Raw genomic sequence first — 16,050 nt, 5'->3', positions numbered from 1 at the left:
TCGGAGACAATACGGAAATGAGCAAGAAACCCGGTAAGGATAAAGCAAAGAACGCGCAGGCCGACAAAACCATCGCGCTCAACAAGCGCGCGCGCCACGAGTACCACCTGGAAGAACGCTTCGAGGCCGGGCTGGTGCTGCAGGGGTGGGAGATCAAGGCCATCCGCGCCGGGCGCGGCAACATGACCGACGCCTACGCCTACGTGAAGGACGGCGAGATCTTCCTGATCGGCGCGCAGATCACACCGTTGATCCAGGCATCGACCCATACCGTCCCGGAGGACCGGCGCCAGCGCAAGCTGCTGTTGCACCGGCGCGAGATCGACAAGCTCATCGGCCGGGTGGAGCGCGACGGCTACACCCTGGTGCCGACCGCGATGTACTGGAGCAAGAACCGCATCAAGCTGGAAATCGCACTGGCCAAGGGCAAGCAGGCGCATGACAAGCGCGATGCGGCCAAGGACCGCGACTGGGCCCGCGAGAAGCAGCGCGCCCTGCGCGCCCACAACCGCAACGCCTGAGCACGGCGGCGGCCCAGCCGCCCGCCTGCCCACGCAGACGGCCCTGCCCGCCCTGCTGGGCCCGGCATCGCGCGGGTATGACAGCACCGCGCGCCGGGCGACGCCCGCATGCGTCAGCGCCCTGTGCGGCACGCCGCGCGTGATCTGACCACCAGCGATGGAAGCGCCCCCGCTTTCCGGCATTGCCGCCAGCGACGCGGGGCCGCTGGCATCGCATGCCGCTGCCGGCCGCGAACCGTGCCTGCTGGCACCACCGACTTGCGCATCAGCGCAGCCGGCACACCTGCAAGGCTAGGAGAACGGCGTGCATGCCGCACAGCTGGCGCAGGCGGCGTCAGCACAAGCACCCCTGCGCGGGCGTATCTCCTGATAGATGCCCTCCAGTGGCTCCTGGGCAGTCGCGGAAGATGGCGATCACCCCAGCCGCGGATACCGGGTGCCAGCCGCCTTGATTGGCGATGCGACGACGCGGGAACCGCGCCCGATCACGCCCGTCGCGCGATTGGGCCTCACGGCATCACGGCCACACGCGACGGACTGCAGGCTGCACGCAGCGCCCTTGCGCAGGCCTGCGACGCACGCTCCGGGAGCGCGTCGGCGGGCGCAAAAAGAAAAGCCCAGCCGATGAAGGCTGGGCTCTACAGATGGTGGAGGTGGGCTCTACGATCTTCGCACTTCAACTCATTGATTTAACTGCAGTCGCATGGTCGAAGTGGCCGTATATACCCCCATCCGTACCCCCAGGGATCGGTGCTCACGAGCAAGCATCAATCGGGGGCGAGCTCCTCCGTGGCCCGTTGGACGAAGTATTCCTTCAAACCCGGCGCCCACAGGGTCGTAGCAATGAAGCCATCCAAGTCCCGAAGGGTCTTTCCTTCACGCTTGGCCACTGTGATCCAGTAGTCCGCATCAAACCTGCTCTCAACCTTACGTTGCTCCACTGGGGTGGACATATCCGCTCCTGACTATCGATTGGTGGCCAGACGGTATGCCCTTACGGCGAGAAGGTCCATAAAATTCATATCCATCAAATAGTTGCAACATAAAAGTCACAAGAATCGACCATGCGCCGCAGCGCAAAATGCGCAACCGTCTCACGCCGTGATCGGGGCGGCGCGCACCATGCCGCCATGGACACCCCCGCCCTCCCCCCTGAGTTCCACTGGCGCCCCCACGTCGGGCAGACCAAGGCGCTGCAGTACGGCCGGCACATGATCGCCATGGTGGACCCAGATGGCCCTGTGGCCCTGTCGACGCGCAACGTGGGCACCAGAAACCTGACCCGGAAGTCTCACCGCGACGGGGAGGCTGCCACCCGCTTCATCAACGCATGGGCAGCGAAGTGGCGGGACCAGATCGTGGCCCAGTACGACGGGCTTGGAGTTGGATCGCCCCTCGTGCCCCAGCCACCCACTGAGCCGCAGACATTGCCGTTCCAGGTTCCGGCGAGGAAGCCGCGAAGGCGGCGGTAAAGCTGGGCCAGCTACGCAGCGATGCGGTGCTCGTAGTAGGGGTGCCGCTTGTCATCGAAGATGGCGTACAGGGCCTGCAGGTTCGCAGGGTCCGGATTGAGCCAGGCGTCGACGTGCTCGGGCTTGATGTTGATGATCGTCCGGTCATGGCCGGCCGCGGCGACCTCCGGCTCCGGGTCGTCCGTGACCGCGGCGAAGCTCAGCAGGTCGGGCTCCTGCCCCTTCGGGTCTGTCCAGTGGGACCACAGGCAGGCGATCAGCATCTGCTCCCCGGTCCGGGGGGCGAACTCGAGCACGCGGTTCTCTCCGTCGACCTCGACGTGCTCGTAGAAGCGGTCGGCCACGATCAGGCCGTGGGTTCGGCCGAAGGCAGGCGCCCAGAACTTCTCCAGGCTGTCCCGGCGGGCGTTGTAGGTGCCCGGGAACTTGGTGTCGTAGAAGGCCGGCTTGCCAGCCAGGCGGCATTGGTAGCGCATGGGCTTGACCACCAGCCGGCCGCCCTCGCTCACCAGGACCGGGCAGTAGTACCCGGGGAACATTCGCGAGTCCTTGGCTTCAGGCCGCGCCCGCTTCAGGTCAGCGATCCGCCCCTTGATCTGCTCGATCTTGTTGCCGGCGATGCGCTTCTCGTTCTCCGCGGTCTTGGTCGGCTTGGTGGCCAGCTTCCGCTCAGCATCGGCCAGGCGCTTGGCCTGGCGGAACAGCTCGGTCTCAAGCTGTGCGACGTCCTCGGCGTCCCATTGGCGAATCTCCTGCGCTATCCCAGCCACGTCGGGGTCGTCCGAGGCCAGGAACGACAGGTCCAGCGCCCGCGGCGTCTTGGGCCTGCGCTCCTTCCCCTCGTCGCGCAACCACATCTTGGCGAACGCCTTCTTGTCGAGCACAGCACCGAACTTGCGAACGAACTTGGTGTATGCCGCTTCGATCTGGGCTGAGTAGCACATGGGAGCCTCCGGTGTTGACCGGAGGATAACGCCACCGCCGTAGGATCGATGCCATGACCCACCTGACCCGTTCACAGCTCGATGAGCTGCTCCAAGGCCTGCGGAACCAGGCCGCCCGAATTGCCCAGGAACTGCCTGCAGCAGACCTGGCCGATGCCATCGCCGGCGAGGCCGAGGCCTTGGAGCACCGCATTTCGGCGAACGATGCCGACTATTTCCACAACGAGGTGGTGGCGATCATGCACTCGGTGGGGGCGGTGGAGACGGAGGAAGGCCATGAATAGCCAGCAGGCCGACTACGACCTGGCATTCAACGAGCTGCGGCATGCGGTGTCCGAGCATGGTCCCGGCCCAGAGCTGGATGCAGTCCTGGGAGCGATCGAGGACCGCCTCATCGGCCGGTATCCGGAGGACGAGCACGCGATCCATGAGCTGATTGCGTCGTGGCTGGTCACCCTGCGTGTCCAGACCAGCCTGCAAGGCTTCATTTGAGGTTGCCATGTTGAGCCAACAGGAGATCGAGAACCGGCTAGCGGAAATCGAAGCAGAGATACCCAGGCTCCGCCTGGACATGAACACGTTCTACCGGGAGTTTGAGGACCGGACGGACCGACTCTGTGAAGACGTCCGCGATGACCAGCAGGAGTACGTGCTCGACCGCCTGCGAGAGATGGTCGACCGTGCCGGCATCAATGGGTGAGCCCTGGTCCCCGCTGCCCCGCGAGTTCTACCGGAGGCATCCCACCGCGGTAGCGCCTGAACTGCTGAACAAGATTCTCGTGCGCGCTGACGGGAGAGCTGCCCGCATAGTCGAGGTTGAGGCCTACGCGGGCAGTGAAGACCCCGCCGCCCATTCGCACCGCGGCAAGACCGCCCGGAATGCGACGATGTTCGGCCCGCCTGGCCACCTGTACGTCTACTTCTCCTACGGCATCCATTGGGGCAGCAATGCGGTGTGTGGCGACGTTGACGATGGCGCGGGCGTGCTTCTGCGGGCCGCCGAGCCGCTCTCGGGTCTTGACCTGATGCGGGAGGCTCGGGCTGCCGCCAAGCGCGACCGCGACCTGGCCAGCGGGCCGGGGAAGCTCTCTCAGGCCATGGGCCTGGATCGCTCGTTCGACGGTGCCGACCTTGTCACCATGGACCGGGGCGTCTCCATCGTGAGCGACGGCACACCGCCACCGGTGGACCCCGTGGTGAGCCCCCGCATCGGCATCAGCAAAGCGGTCGACCTCCCGTGGCGGTGGCACGTACGGGACCACGGCCACGTCTCCGGCAAGCGCTCTCCGCGCACGTAGCGAACCACGTCCCGGTGAGGTCCATGGGCGCCAGCTGCCCCCACGTCCATGCGGGAGCCCGGCGGGGTTTGGCCTGGACTGTCAGTCGGCGCGCTGGTGCTGGCCGGCTCACAGTAACCGGCCCGAGGTCCACGAAATGTCAGCGAACCCAGCACCGCGCTATCGGAGTAGGCCCTTGTCGCTGCGCGAATCCGGCGCACATGGCCAGGCTTCCGTGTGTTCTCCGTCGCACTTCGGGACTTTCGTTGGTCGAACAAGCGACCGTGCCGAACCGGCTCCTACGTGAATCCGTAAATCCCCTAGGCGGCTGCGCTGCGGACACTTCCGCTCCGACCCCACCATGCAAGTTGCCGGGACCGTTTACGCACGGCATACGAGCCGATCACGACACCTTCACTCCCACCCCCGCGTGTTCGACTTAAGTTCGACCTGCGGGGGAAGGCGGCAAGGAGCCTGATATGGGATACAGCGCGGAATACCTGACGAACGAAGAATGGCTTCAGCTGCAGGCGGCATACCGGCTTCACGGGAACGGGCCCGGCTTCTGGCAGGTGTATCAGAAGCTGCTGCATACGGCGTCCCAACGAAATGCGGGTGCGAAGGTTGACGTAGTAAACGAATTTGCGGGCGTGGCGGAGCGGATGGGAGTGCTGCCGCGAGCGATCTTGCTCCAAGCGCCTTGCTAGCAAAACGATGCGTGGGCCTCGCCCTTCTACTCTCACCATTACGGGCGAAAATTCCAAACGCCACCACGGCTCGCCCATATCGTCGTTAGGAAGTTGGCCACCCGGCGTCAACATCGTAGGCCTTCGCCGCTTCCATGGAGGAAATTCGACCAATTTCTTCATGGTGCGCGCGCTCAGCGCTGAAGCACGCCTGCACGTGGGTGGTGATCGCGTCGGCGATGCCCTGCAGGTCGGCCAGGGTGAGCGTCACCCAACCACTCTCCGCCTTGAAATCAAGCGTGGCCGGCGCACCGATCAAGGCGGTGGCGATCCGATTCTGGTCCTCGATTCCGGTCAGCACCCGCACCCCGCCGACCGTGATTCCGCCGGTTTCGTGCTCCCAGCGCAGCGCGGTGGCACGTTCGCGGAGCCGGCGTTTCGCCTCCGCCAGGTCTTCTGACCCGACCTGCGCGGGGTGCACGAGCACGCCATCGATCAGAAGCCAGCCAGGGCCGGCGCCCCCGGCCTCCATCACGTGGTCGTAGCCCGGCAGCGTCTGCGCGAACGCAAGCTCTGCCTCGATGACGTTGGCGACCCTTCCGCCACGGATCAGCGCGATGCGACTCATGGCACAGTGTCCCAGTACTGATACTCCACTCGACCCGAACCGCCGGCGCCGGCCGATGTTCCAGCGGTTCCCCCACTCCCGATAGCGTGCGTGTAGGTGGCTCCCGGGGTAAGGGAGAGGGTCTTCTTGGCCACCCCGCCCCCGCATCCACCTCGTGACGTGGCGCCAGGGTTGCCCCCACCCCCGTCACCGGTGCCAGCGGCGGCATTGGTGGCGCTCAACCCACTGCCGGCAGCCGTCCAGTTGCCCACGCCGCCACCGCTGCTGAAACCCATGACGCCGCGCTGCGCTGGAGCGCCGCCAGACGTTGCATTGGCCGTCCCTTGGTATGCGCCGACTCCACCACCGCGGCCAGGCCGGTTGACCGCGCCCCCCTCGGCTTCCAGGAGCACGTTGCCGAGGGCATCCGAGATCGTGGTGTTCCCACCGTTGCCGCCATTGGTGTGCCCGCCGCTACCGCCCCCAACGGCCAGCGCATCTACCGCCGGAAGCGCGGTTGCCGGAAGCGTGAACGTGCCGCTGGTCGTGCCAACGTACGTCTTGGGGTACAGCGGCCGGTGCGGCAGGAAGTCGCCCATTGGAAGCTGCACGCTCTGGCCGTTGATGCGGACCAAGGGGCGACGCTCGGCCATTTACAGCACCACGTAGTCGTAGTCGTCCGTGACCAGCTCCGTGGCGCTCTTGGCCATGCCCAGCTTCTGGTCGATCTTGCCGGTGTTGCCGGCGTCCGCCGCGTCCAGGGGCACTGCGATGACGCCCCCGGCAGTGCCCAGGTAATAGTTGGTCCCGACGGTCAGGCCGGTGAGCGCGTCGTTGACCGAGTCGAGCGGGTAGCCCGTCCCTTCTGCATCCGCGGCGATGGACTCACGCACGAAGCCGTGGGCCGGGCGCGCGTTGGAGTTGTCGGCCAGGCGCGCCTTGAGGACCCCGCCGTCGGAGAAGCGGTTGTAGAACTTGCCGGCGCCGATCGCCTCGCTGGCGGTGATCGGCTCGCTGGGATCTGCGCCCGGGTCGTACATCGACGGATCCAGCTTGCCGTCGCTGCCCAGGGCCGGGATCTTGCCGGCGTCGCCAGCACCGGCCGACGCGGTAATCGGCGTGTACTGCTTGGTCTCGCCGGCGTTCCGATAGAGGACCTTGTCCACCATTTGCGTGCTCCTATGCCAGCTTCACTGGCTCATCGAAAGTGAGGTTCAGGCGGGTCGGCGAAGGGGCGTACCCGACCACGATTTCCCAGCCGGTGGCCGGCGGGACCTGGGTAAGCGCGCCGTTGGGTCCGGCGAACACGAACCCGGGGGACCATGACCAGCCAGCGTCGTCGATCGATCCGCCGGCCTTGATGCTGATCGCGGCCCCTGCATCGCCCGCGGTGATCGATACGCCCAGCATCCCGGCGACCGACGCCGCGTCGGTGGGATCCAGGTGGCGGACGCCATCGGCGCCCTCCGAGACCAGCCGCAGGGCCGATACCGTGGCCGCAGCAGGGCGAACCAGAGGTGCCAGCGAGACGACCGGATCACCGGCGGCGCCGTCGGCGTTCTCGACCTGGATGCCCTCGCCGGCAGCGATCGATCGCTGGTGCCAAGTCCCATCGCTCCCGCGCACGGCCAGCCCCGCCCCCACCAGAGCGGCCAGCTTCTGCAGGTTCGCCGGCACCTCGCGGACAAGCCTCCAGACGGTCGACGCGATGCCGCCCGTGGAGCCACCGGTACTGCTGCCCGAGCTCCCGCCGGCCTGGCCGCCGGAGTTGCGGATCTGAGACTCCTGGACCAGAGAGCCGTCCGGCCAGCGCAGATTCTTGCCGACGGTTGCCCCGTTGGTGCCATCGCCGCCGACCCGGACAACGCGCCCGAGCTGGTCCTTCAGCTTGATCTTCGTCCCGGCCATCACTGCGCCACGTAGGCCCGGATTACGGCTTGGCAAGCCGCGAGCTGGTCGTCTGCGTCGCGGCCGACTCGAACAACAGCTCCCGCAAATTCCGCTCGGCGCTGGGCGGCCGCATCACGTTCGCGGGCGGCGGCACTGGCGTCGGACAGACGCTGGGTTTCGCAGCTCGCCCAGCCGTCGCGCAGCCGGAGATTGCCAGCACGCAGGTCAGCAACAACAGCATCAGCGACGGCCGGGGCCGCGGCGCGGGCTTGTTCATGGGTCTCTCCGATGGTGGCCAAGGTGTCGGCCTGCTGGTGCTCGGCGCTGCGAGCGGTTTCTACGGCCTTGGTCTCGGCCTGGGCCTGCTTGGTGGCCTGCCGGCTCTGGGCCAGGTCGGCGGAGCGGTCGCGCCATTCCCAGCCCGCCCAGAAGGACAGCCCGACGAGCAGGGCGGCGGCAGCGGCGTAGACCCGGTTCACTGCGGCCCCTCGCACATCGCGCGCTCATCGCCCCGCCGCAGGGTCAGCCCACGGAGCTCGCGGCCGCCGGCCTTGTTCCATCGGCCAAGCTCCGCACACGCCCCCGGCCAGTCGTTGGCCTGGGCCTTGCGCTGCAGGGTCGAGCCGCAGACGACCTTCGGGCCCAGGTTGAAGGCCGCACTCGTCAGGGCCGCCTCGACATGCCGCAGCATCGGCACGCCCATGCACCGGCGGACGTACCCGTTCGCCTCGGCCATGTCCTGTGCCAGCAGCGCGTCGCACTCGGCACGGGTGTACCGCTTGCCGGCCTGCACGGTCTTGGTGTGCCCGTAGCAGACGGTCAGCACCCCGACGCTGTCACGGTAGGGTTCGTAGCGGACGCCCTCCCACTTCTGGATCAGCGGGGCCGCCAAGGCGAGGACACCCGCCAGCGCCACCGCGGCGACGCCTCCGCCAACCACCTTGGTCTTGGCGTCAGTCATCGGAGTCCCCCTGCACCGGGTCGAACCGGCGGCCGGAGAGCATCAGCTTGTGCAGCTCACTCTTCCGGCGGTTGTCCAGGACCTTGAAGTAGACCTGCACCAGCAGGCCCAGGAAGGCGATGAACAGGCCGCCGAACGCGGCAATCTCGTTCGCCGTCAGCCCGCCAAAGGCCGCAACGCCCCCGCCGCCGTAGGCGACCTTCTGCGCCACCGCCGCAATCGTTGCTTCCGCCGCCTGATCTTTCATGCCCTGCCCCGTTCCGTTTCGGACATGCTGGGGCAGCGGGAAGTGGGTTCAACGGGCAAAGAAAAGCCCCGCCGAAGCGGGGCCCTTGTAATGGAAGCTACTTACCGGGTGGGGATGCAGATGCCTTCTCTGCTTGCTCAATCAGCTGCGCCTTTACAGCAGTCGCAACAACACTTGGACCGGCCAACGTAACAATTGCCCACACTGCGCACGCCAACGCAGCGACCATCCCCCACGCCATGACTGTAGTCGGCATGTGCTTGAGACGTTCATCAATGCGCGTTACAGCCTGCTCGACGACTCGAAGCCTACCGTCGATTTCGTTCAGTTTTTCCATATTTCCCCCTGCTGGAGGATCGCCACTACTAAGGCTCGTCAGCTCAGTCGACTGTCCACCAATGCTGTGGGTAATCGTTACTTTTCTGACGCCTCCGATGGTAACGCCCACCAGTGCATTGACTGTGAATGGCGAATAAGAATCGACTGAAACAGTCTGTCCCAAATCACAATCCACGCTCATGTCAAGCCTTCGTCAAGACCGAATTCGCCCGTTCAATAAGGTCCTGTCCCATCTTCAAAGCAATTTCGGGAGGAAGGACCAGCGTGAATACATCCTCGCGAAACAACTGGACTTTCACGGGCTTGGACTTGCTCATGTCAACAGAGTCGGGATCATCGGGCAAGGCATCGAAGATCTCGGTCAATGGCGGTATGGCGTCGCGGAAGAGCGTCATCCGGAAGAACCCGTCCTGTAACGGGCCGGCCACCGAGCCGCCGGTTATGAACTCGGTTCTGTAGCCAGCGACACGCTCGTGCCTTATGGCAACTTTCCCCTCCGGCACCTTTTCGTCACTCATCAATGTCCCCCTGTTAAGCCCGTCCTGGGCGGGCGGATCATATCCCGCCAGTTCCAGTCGAGTCACGCCCCCTTTACAGGGGGAAGAGGAACACCAGCTTCTCCCGGCACTGACCCCGGGTCAGCGCCACCTATAGCCGGCGCACAGCCCGGGTGAGCGCCGGGCAGACCGGCCCCGCTGCCCTCCCCGCCGCCCTGGTGGTAGGGTTGCCGGGTCTAGGGATGGGGGGACCTCCGGGATGAAGGTCATAGCTTTGCTGCTGGCGCTCTGCGCCATGCTGTTCGCTTCTTTGGCTGAAGCTGGCGGAGTACGTGTCAGGGGGTACACCCGGAAGGACGGAACCTACGTGGCGCCGCACTATCGGTCGGCTCCCAACTCCAGCAAGCTCGACAACTACTCGACGCGCGGGAACTACAACCCATACACGGGGAAGACTGGAACGGTAGACCCCTATAGGCTCGGGTGGCCGACTCGATCGAGCACCTATATAGCGCCTACGTACGTTGCTCCAAGCCCCGCCGTAATGCCCGCACCTCAACCCTCCGCTTCATCTGGCTGGCGGAACTACGGCAGCCCTCAATCCGACTATTCCAACCCTGCTGGCATTGCCCGGGAGAGCATCGGGCACGGAGCGGCGTATGCGCAGCCTACGGATGAAGAAGCGGCCCTCGCTGCGGTTCAAGAACTAGGCAGGCGCCTTAGGGAATCAGATCCAGACTTTGATAGCAAGTTCGCAATGATCCAACCGCGGATTCGGGAGATTCAGCAGTCCCTTCCTCCGAAAGAGTGGGTTAGCGCGATCCTCATTGCGTGGCCCATGCTCCCACCTCCAACTTCGGCCGCCTCGAGGGCAGTATCCGTCCCGCGCCAGGAGTACGGCCGTCACGAATGCCAAATCGCCGCTGACAAGGCACGAGAACTGGCCGACGCAGCAAACAACCTCGCAAAGTGCGCCTCTTGGGGCGATCTGGCTGACGACTGCTCGAGACAGGCCCGTGCAGCCAGGTACGCGGCGGATGAATATGAGGATGCGGTTTCGTCAGCGGCCGGCGTGTGCTACTAAGAAGCCATGGTCACGCCTGCCCCTATCCAAGACGCCGAGATCGTCCCCACCACCGTGGGCCAGTATGTCCAGGCCAAGTTCGGCTACTGGGCGCGGCGATGGGTAGGGATCATCAGCATCGGCGTCCCTGCCATGGCAGCCGTGCGAATGCGTACCTACGGAAATGCAGCTGATTGGATTCTCCCAGCTATCGGCGCGTGGGCGCTGTGCTGTGTGGCCGCCCTGCTGGTCATCCTGCTCACGCTGTCGGTTGGCGGGTGGTGGCACACCCGCCGCTACCGTCACTGACCGGCGTTCCGAGCGCGGAGCGCCTGTAGCTCTTCCTCGGTCGGCGCTGCCCCGGGTGTTCCACCCTCCACGCTGATCTCCAAGGGCTCCTTCTCGCTGGTGCTGACCGCGGCCACACTGGCCAGATACGCGGCGAGATCGTTTGCCCGCTTCGCGCCTGGCGGGAGCTTCGCCAGCTCAATCAAGGCCTTCCGGCCGTCCGAGTTGAGCATCATCCTCGCCACGCCATTCAAGCCTATGACCGGCGAGGCCGCACCGGCGATCCCCCGGATGCTCATGTTCTTGATCGAGTCCACGAAGCTCTGCGCAGCCTGCGACACCTCAGCGTAGGGCCCGGTGCCGCTGAAATTTGCACCGAACTTGTCCCCCAAGCGGCGGGCCGCCTGCATGGCATCCAGAACCTCGGGCATCTCCTTTGGGTTGAAGATGGCGCGCAGCTTCTCGATCTTCTCTGGCTTGTCGCCACCGATGGCTCGAATGAACCCGCTCGCGTTGAACGGTAGCGAGTTCGCGCCACCAGAAGTCGGAACCGTCTCGGCGGCGGCCAGCGCATCGTCCAGCAGCATGCGCTTGTACTGCTGCCAGGTGTCCGGGGCGTTCTTCTCCATGAAGTCGCGGACCAGGTTCAACTCGGTCGGCTTCATGGACCCCATTCGGGCGATCACGGTCTCAGGTGGCAGCGTGTTGACGGTCATGAAGTCGTCCACGTTGAACTCGTCGCCCAGCAGCCGCTTCAGCGGGCTGTTCTTCACGGCCTCCAGAAGCTGCGAGTGGCGCCGGTAATCGTCGTTGGCCTGCTTCAGCAGCTCGCTGGGGCGCATAGCCTGGACGCCATCCTGGACGGGCATGTTCTGCCCGAATCCGGCCAGCTCATCGATCCGTCCGGCGGCGGCATCGAGATCGTCAGAGATTGCCCCGTACATCTTGGCCGCGAGCCTCCGGTTGAGGTCGGGGCTGACGTTCTCGAACAGGTTGGATTTCCCGCGGGCCGCGGCACCGTAGAAGCCGCGCGCCCTACGCGCCGCATCGAGCGAGACACCATCGCCCTTCTGCACGATCTCGTCCAGCAGACTCTGTGCCTGCGCACGGATCTTGCCGGCGTCGCTGCCGATCACATCGCCGTATTCGCCGATGATGTCGTTCAGCGCCTTCTTGGTGGCCGAGTAGTCCACCACCGGCTTGTCGCCAACCAGGTTCCGGATGGCGCCGAACTGTCGGGCGGCCATCTGCTCCCGGCTGGTGGCGATCTTCTCCACGGCATCGCGGACGGTCTTCTGGATGCCCTCGCCGATGCTCTGGGGAGACAGGTTGTCCTGGCTGATCCGGTCCATCACTCGCCGGACGTACTGGACGGCCTGGGTGGCGATCCGCTCGTCCGCCTTGAATGCGGTATCGGCCGAGAACACGGACTGGCGGGCCATGTTCTCCATCGCCGTCTGCGCCTTCCCGCCAGAGACCATGCCTGGCGTGAAGTCGATGCCGGTCCGTGCTGCCAGTGCCTCGCTTTCCTGCGCGTAGGGCTGCCGATTGGCCCGCTCGCCGAAGTAGTTCATGGTCCTGGCGAGGAAGTTGGAGGGGAGGACCTCTTCGGCCACCCGCATCGCGCCACGACCGAGAGCGGACAGGCCGCCGCCGAACGCAGCACCGAGAGCGCTGTTCTTAATCCGCTCCTCATCGCTCACCACTGGCTGCAGGCCGCTCTGGAAGGCGCCGGCCAATGCACTCTGGCCGATGGCTCGCGCTGCGCCAACGCCGCGAGCAGCTACTCCAACGCCCCCTACCGGGGCGGATCCTGCAAAGGCTCCCACCAACTCGCCAAACTTCCCTGCACCGGTGCTCGCCAGATCCGCATCGATCATCCGACGCTCGGCCACATGCTCGCGCATGGCCTGCTGGGGACGCAGCAGGATCTCCTTTGCCTGCGATGCCGCCTCGGGGTTGATGTTGGCGAAGATGTCGGCCAGCGCGGGAATGGGCCGGCTGGCTTGGTCGACCACCGCCTGGACAACGCCCTCGCCCGTGTCCACTAAGCCCTTGCCTATACCCGCACGGAACCGATCGAGCCCGCTCATCTCGTCGGTGGCTCGGTACTCCGGCTCGGCCTGCGGGGCGGCGGCTGGCGCCTCAGTGGCATACCTCGACCACGGCCCTTCCTGGGCGGCCGGGCCAGGCTGCAGCCCGGGCTGCTGGTACTTCTCCCACGGACCAGCCATTACAGCTTCTCCCAGCTACTGGGATCGGACGGGTTGCCACCGCGGAAGCGGTAGCCGCCTTCGATCGTGCCGACAGCCGGAGCCCTGCCAGTCGGGCCACCACTGAAGGCGCCACTCAGCGATGGCTGCCCGGTAGTGTCACCAACCGGTGCCTGCCCGTAGTTGCCCCGGATCATGCCGGCCTTGCGCTGCTGCAGGTCCACCGCACGGCGGTTGATCTCAGCCAGGCGCTGGAGGGCGCGCGCCGCGGTGGCCGCGTCGTTCGCGCTCATGAGCTCGTTCGCTGCACGCTGGGCGTCGCCCTCGGTCTGCACACCCTTATTGAGTCGGAGCGACTCGTTGACGATCTTGGTCTTGTCGGCATCCCACTCCGTGAGCGCCACGTCGTTCGGCGTGGAGAAGCCAAGCGACGTTCTGACCTTGCCCAGCATCGCGCCGGCGGGAGAAATGCTCAGGCTCCCGTCCTGGATGCGTCCGGTGTGCTTCTGGATGATGTCGTTCATCACCTCGGTAGAGCCCAGCGCGTCCTCGACGTTCAGCAGCTCCTTCAGAGCGCCCACCGGCAGCGGCTTCGAGCCTGCCGCAGACGCCCCGCCCGGGTTCCACTGTCCCGACCGCTTCAGGCCGAACTCGGCAGCGTCGATGCCAGTGGCCTGGCGGGTCCGTGCGGCGCTGGCGTAGCTGCTCGCCGCCGAGGCATCGGAAGCACGGGCGCGTGCGGCGTCGGCCGCCATGCTGGCGCGGCCCTGCTCGGTGGTGGTGACGCCGTTGGCGCCGGCCAGGAACCGGTTGGCCAGCAGGTTCTGACCTTCCACGGTGGCCAGCTGCTGCGGACCGTTGGCGACGCCCATCAACGCCGCGTTGGCCCTGTCCCAGTCTCCCGCGGCGGCGCGAGAGGCCGCATCGGACCGGAAGCCCTGCTCCTGCATGTCGCCCTGGTAGCCGGAGAGCTTGGTCGGGTCGACGCCTGCGGCGAACAGGGTGGCCAGATCCGGGCTGCCGCCCAGCGCCTGGATGGCGCTGCCCAGACCGCGGCGAGCCATCATCTCTTCGCGCTTCTTGGCAGCATCGAGGACCAGCCCTTCCATGCGCGCGGCATCGGTCATCGATCGGCTGTAGGCGCTGTCGCCCCGGCCGAACGCGCTGGCCAGGTCCATACCGCCCTGGATCAATCGGCTCAGGTCAGCCATTCATCAGCCCCCACTTCGCCTGCAGCTGGCGATTCAATGCGTTGTTGGCGGCGCCGAAGTCGGCACCCGCCTTGGCCTGCGTCTGGATGCCGGCAAGGCTCTGGCCGCCACCGGACTGCGCAGCGAAGCCGGCGCCCGCGCCCATCAGCGACGACGCCAAGTCGATCCACGGATTGCGCTGGACGCCGCGCAGGCGCAGTTGGGCCAGGTAGTCGTCTGCGCGGCTCCGGCGGCCGATCTGGTCCAAGTCCATGGCCACACGGGAGTCGGCGATGCCCTCGCGCTGGCGCTGCTGGGTGGGCGCGTCGATGCGGGCCATCAGGCCTGCGGTCTTGGCGCCGTAGTCGCCGATGCCCAGGGCAGCGTTGTTGGCGTCGACCTGGTACGCACGGCTCACCTGCCCCACCTGGCCCAACCCGCGCTGTGCGTTGGCCTGAGCCGCGCGCACCTGGTCGAGATACTGGCTGCCGATGGCGGCGCGCTCGTTCTCCGCGCCTTGCGCCGCGCGCTCGCGCATGGCCTCGGCGATCGCCTGATCGGCTTCCTGCTGCCGGACGCCCTGCTGCCGGATCTGGCCGGCCACGATGTTGTCCTGCTTCTTCTGCGTCTGCCGGGTGTTGTAGTAGTTCGCGCCCGCGCTCAGTGCCGTGAGCGCCAGCGGAACCCAAATAGCCTCAGTACCCATCAGCGGCCCCCAGCGCCGTAGCCGAAGCCCGGCGAGTAGTACAGGTTGTAGAAGTCCCGGTTTGCCCGGCGCGTTTCCGCCTGGTCACGGCTGGCCTTGGCGATGGTCCCGACGCCCGAGAACAGTTCGCCCAGCGCGTCGGCGTTGAGCTGCGAGCGTGCGCCAGCCAGGTTGTTGCGCAGCGACAGCGCGGCGTTGTTCGCGCCGGTGGTCATGTCCGCGCCCGTCTGCGCCAGCTGGATCAGGTTCATCCGGCTGGTCTCGTCGGCGTTGCGCAGCTCGTTGGCCGCGCTCTGCGCCAGTCGATCGGCGGTAAGGATGCCCTGCTGGTAGTCCTGGCCCAGCTGCCGGTTCGCGTCGACGGACGCCGAGCCGCCGGTCAGCCCGTTGCGCGCCATTGCGAAGCGGAGGCTGCGATCCGCCGCGTCGTGCTGCCGGTCCAGGTTCTGCCGGTAGAAGCTGCGGCTGGCCGACAGGAAGTCGTTGATGTCGGCCTCCCGCTGCGGGCTGCCGTAGATCTGGTTGATCTGCTGCATCGAACGGTTGATGTTGGCCTGCCGCAACCCTTCCTGCTGGGCCGCCTGCTGTGCTGCCTTGTTGGAACCGCCACCGGCGCCCATTACTCACCCCTCAGCTTCGAGAAATGGGCGATGTCCTCGCCCCGCACACCGAAGTGGCGCCAGACGCCCTCCGGCCGGAATCCCAGCGACCGCTCGAACCACTCCACGGCCTTCTCCCGGGTGGTGAGGGCGCTGGTCTGCAGACGATGCGCGCCCGCCTCATACAGCCGATCCATGAGCCAGCGCGTGGCCTTGGTCATGGCGCGCCACTGCTGGGCCCAGCCGTCCTCGGTGCCGACCATCCAGGCCTGCCACACGCCGGCACCCGCCGGCTGGAAGCCGCCCGCGGCGGCGGGCAGGTTGTCGCCCTGCAGGACGGTGAAGGCGAACCCCTGCGACTTCTGCGCCGTCTCGATGAAGAACGCCGCAGCAACGTCCGGCGAGAACTCAGCCAGGCCCGTGACGGCCAGGAACTGCGCCTGCTCGTCCGCGCGCATCCGGTCCGAAAGGAACACCAGATGCGCCGGACGGCAGGGGACGATGTTCGAGGGAAGGCGAGCGGGCAGCATGGACCTATGCTGCTGCCCGC

21 protein-coding genes are annotated in these 16,050 nt (G+C 66.4%); 6 read left to right on the top strand and 15 right to left on the bottom strand.

Features of this window, described 5'->3' with window-relative positions:
- Positions 1-17 precede the first annotated feature (17 nt).
- Positions 18-521 (top strand): SsrA-binding protein SmpB, encoded by a 504-nt coding sequence (smpB, locus tag MKP15_RS04425; RefSeq protein ID WP_054666626.1) that lies wholly within the window; start codon positions 18-20, stop codon positions 519-521.
- 767 nt (positions 522-1,288) lie between these two features.
- Here smpB and MKP15_RS04420 read toward each other — a convergent pair.
- Together MKP15_RS04420 and MKP15_RS04415 are read right to left on the bottom strand one after the other, a co-directional pair.
- Positions 1,289-1,474 carry a hypothetical protein gene (locus MKP15_RS04420; protein WP_240211919.1) on the bottom strand — a complete coding sequence of 62 codons (186 nt, stop codon included), beginning with the start codon at positions 1,472-1,474 and terminating at the stop codon, positions 1,289-1,291.
- 530 nt (positions 1,475-2,004) lie between these two features.
- Complete coding sequence (locus MKP15_RS04415) at positions 2,005-2,937, bottom strand: SOS response-associated peptidase family protein (RefSeq protein ID WP_240211918.1); 933 nt, start codon at positions 2,935-2,937, stop codon at positions 2,005-2,007.
- Positions 2,938-2,990: 53 nt separating this feature from the next.
- On the opposite strand from MKP15_RS04415, the gene MKP15_RS04410 reads away from it, so the two are divergent.
- The 4 genes from MKP15_RS04410 to MKP15_RS04395 are packed head-to-tail and all read left to right on the top strand — an operon-like array spanning position 2,991 to position 4,235.
- Complete coding sequence (locus tag MKP15_RS04410; protein ID WP_240211917.1) at positions 2,991-3,221, top strand: hypothetical protein; 231 nt, start codon at positions 2,991-2,993, stop codon at positions 3,219-3,221.
- Positions 3,214-3,429, top strand: coding sequence for a hypothetical protein (locus MKP15_RS04405; protein WP_240211916.1), 216 nt, complete (start codon positions 3,214-3,216; stop codon positions 3,427-3,429). The genes MKP15_RS04410 and MKP15_RS04405 overlap by 8 nt, the downstream gene beginning before the upstream one ends.
- 7 nt (positions 3,430-3,436) lie before the next feature.
- Positions 3,437-3,637: a hypothetical protein gene (locus tag MKP15_RS04400; protein ID WP_240211915.1), complete on the top strand. Its 201-nt coding sequence runs from the start codon at positions 3,437-3,439 to the stop codon at positions 3,635-3,637.
- Positions 3,630-4,235 (top strand): DNA-3-methyladenine glycosylase, encoded by a 606-nt coding sequence (locus MKP15_RS04395; RefSeq protein WP_240211914.1) that lies wholly within the window; start codon positions 3,630-3,632, stop codon positions 4,233-4,235. The genes MKP15_RS04400 and MKP15_RS04395 overlap by 8 nt, the downstream gene beginning before the upstream one ends.
- Before the next feature lie 771 nt (positions 4,236-5,006).
- On the opposite strand, the gene MKP15_RS04390 is transcribed toward MKP15_RS04395, so the two are convergent.
- The 8 genes from MKP15_RS04390 to MKP15_RS04355 all read right to left on the bottom strand — a co-directional run bounded on the left by MKP15_RS04390 (position 5,007) and on the right by MKP15_RS04355 (position 9,462).
- Entirely contained in the window at positions 5,007-5,528 is a 522-nt protein-coding gene (locus tag MKP15_RS04390) for a DUF4376 domain-containing protein (protein ID WP_240211913.1), read from the bottom strand.
- Positions 5,529-6,160: 632 nt separating this feature from the next.
- A complete protein-coding gene (locus MKP15_RS04385; protein WP_240211912.1) occupies positions 6,161-6,676 on the bottom strand; it encodes a hypothetical protein in 516 nt (171 codons plus the stop codon).
- Between the two features lie 10 nt (positions 6,677-6,686).
- Positions 6,687-7,415: a hypothetical protein gene (locus MKP15_RS04380; protein ID WP_240211911.1), complete on the bottom strand. Its 729-nt coding sequence runs from the start codon at positions 7,413-7,415 to the stop codon at positions 6,687-6,689.
- A complete protein-coding gene (locus MKP15_RS04375) occupies positions 7,415-7,876 on the bottom strand; it encodes a hypothetical protein (RefSeq protein WP_240211910.1) in 462 nt (153 codons plus the stop codon). The genes MKP15_RS04380 and MKP15_RS04375 overlap by 1 nt, the downstream gene beginning before the upstream one ends.
- Positions 7,873-8,358 carry a lysozyme gene (locus tag MKP15_RS04370; protein WP_240211909.1) on the bottom strand — a complete coding sequence of 162 codons (486 nt, stop codon included), beginning with the start codon at positions 8,356-8,358 and terminating at the stop codon, positions 7,873-7,875. The genes MKP15_RS04375 and MKP15_RS04370 overlap by 4 nt, the downstream gene beginning before the upstream one ends.
- The gene (locus MKP15_RS04365) at positions 8,351-8,605 is read right to left on the bottom strand and encodes a holin (protein ID WP_240211908.1); all 255 of its coding nucleotides are present in this window, start codon (positions 8,603-8,605) and stop codon (positions 8,351-8,353) included. Before MKP15_RS04365 ends, MKP15_RS04370 begins: the two co-directional genes overlap by 8 nt.
- Before the next feature lie 97 nt (positions 8,606-8,702).
- On the bottom strand, positions 8,703-9,125 hold the full coding sequence (locus MKP15_RS04360) for a hypothetical protein (protein ID WP_240211907.1): 423 nt from the start codon (positions 9,123-9,125) through the stop codon (positions 8,703-8,705).
- A 1-nt stretch (position 9,126) separates the two neighbouring features.
- Complete coding sequence (locus MKP15_RS04355) at positions 9,127-9,462, bottom strand: hypothetical protein (RefSeq protein ID WP_240211906.1); 336 nt, start codon at positions 9,460-9,462, stop codon at positions 9,127-9,129.
- A 1,069-nt stretch (positions 9,463-10,531) separates the two neighbouring features.
- Between MKP15_RS04355 and MKP15_RS04350 the strand changes: the two genes are divergently transcribed.
- Positions 10,532-10,813, top strand: a complete 282-nt coding sequence (locus MKP15_RS04350) for a hypothetical protein (RefSeq protein ID WP_240211905.1) — start codon at positions 10,532-10,534, stop codon at positions 10,811-10,813.
- On the opposite strand, the gene MKP15_RS04345 is transcribed toward MKP15_RS04350, so the two are convergent.
- From MKP15_RS04345 to MKP15_RS04325, 5 genes are read right to left on the bottom strand one after another with little or no spacing between them, the layout of a single operon-like run.
- Positions 10,807-13,026 (bottom strand): hypothetical protein, encoded by a 2,220-nt coding sequence (locus MKP15_RS04345; protein WP_240211904.1) that lies wholly within the window; start codon positions 13,024-13,026, stop codon positions 10,807-10,809. The genes MKP15_RS04350 and MKP15_RS04345 overlap by 7 nt on opposite strands.
- Complete coding sequence (locus MKP15_RS04340; protein WP_240211903.1) at positions 13,026-14,216, bottom strand: hypothetical protein; 1,191 nt, start codon at positions 14,214-14,216, stop codon at positions 13,026-13,028. The genes MKP15_RS04345 and MKP15_RS04340 overlap by 1 nt, the downstream gene beginning before the upstream one ends.
- Positions 14,209-14,901: a hypothetical protein gene (locus MKP15_RS04335; RefSeq protein ID WP_240211902.1), complete on the bottom strand. Its 693-nt coding sequence runs from the start codon at positions 14,899-14,901 to the stop codon at positions 14,209-14,211. The genes MKP15_RS04340 and MKP15_RS04335 overlap by 8 nt, the downstream gene beginning before the upstream one ends.
- Entirely contained in the window at positions 14,901-15,521 is a 621-nt protein-coding gene (locus MKP15_RS04330; RefSeq protein ID WP_240211901.1) for a hypothetical protein, read from the bottom strand. Before MKP15_RS04330 ends, MKP15_RS04335 begins: the two co-directional genes overlap by 1 nt.
- Complete coding sequence (locus MKP15_RS04325; RefSeq protein WP_240211900.1) at positions 15,521-16,030, bottom strand: hypothetical protein; 510 nt, start codon at positions 16,028-16,030, stop codon at positions 15,521-15,523. Before MKP15_RS04325 ends, MKP15_RS04330 begins: the two co-directional genes overlap by 1 nt.
- Between the last annotated feature and the right edge of the window lie 20 nt (positions 16,031-16,050).

Source organism: Stenotrophomonas sp. Y6 (genome assembly GCF_022436665.1).
Classification (GTDB): Bacteria; Pseudomonadota; Gammaproteobacteria; order Xanthomonadales; family Xanthomonadaceae; genus Stenotrophomonas; species Stenotrophomonas acidaminiphila_A.
Note: the sequence above shows the minus strand (reverse complement) of the source record. Positions and strands in the feature narration are given on the sequence as shown.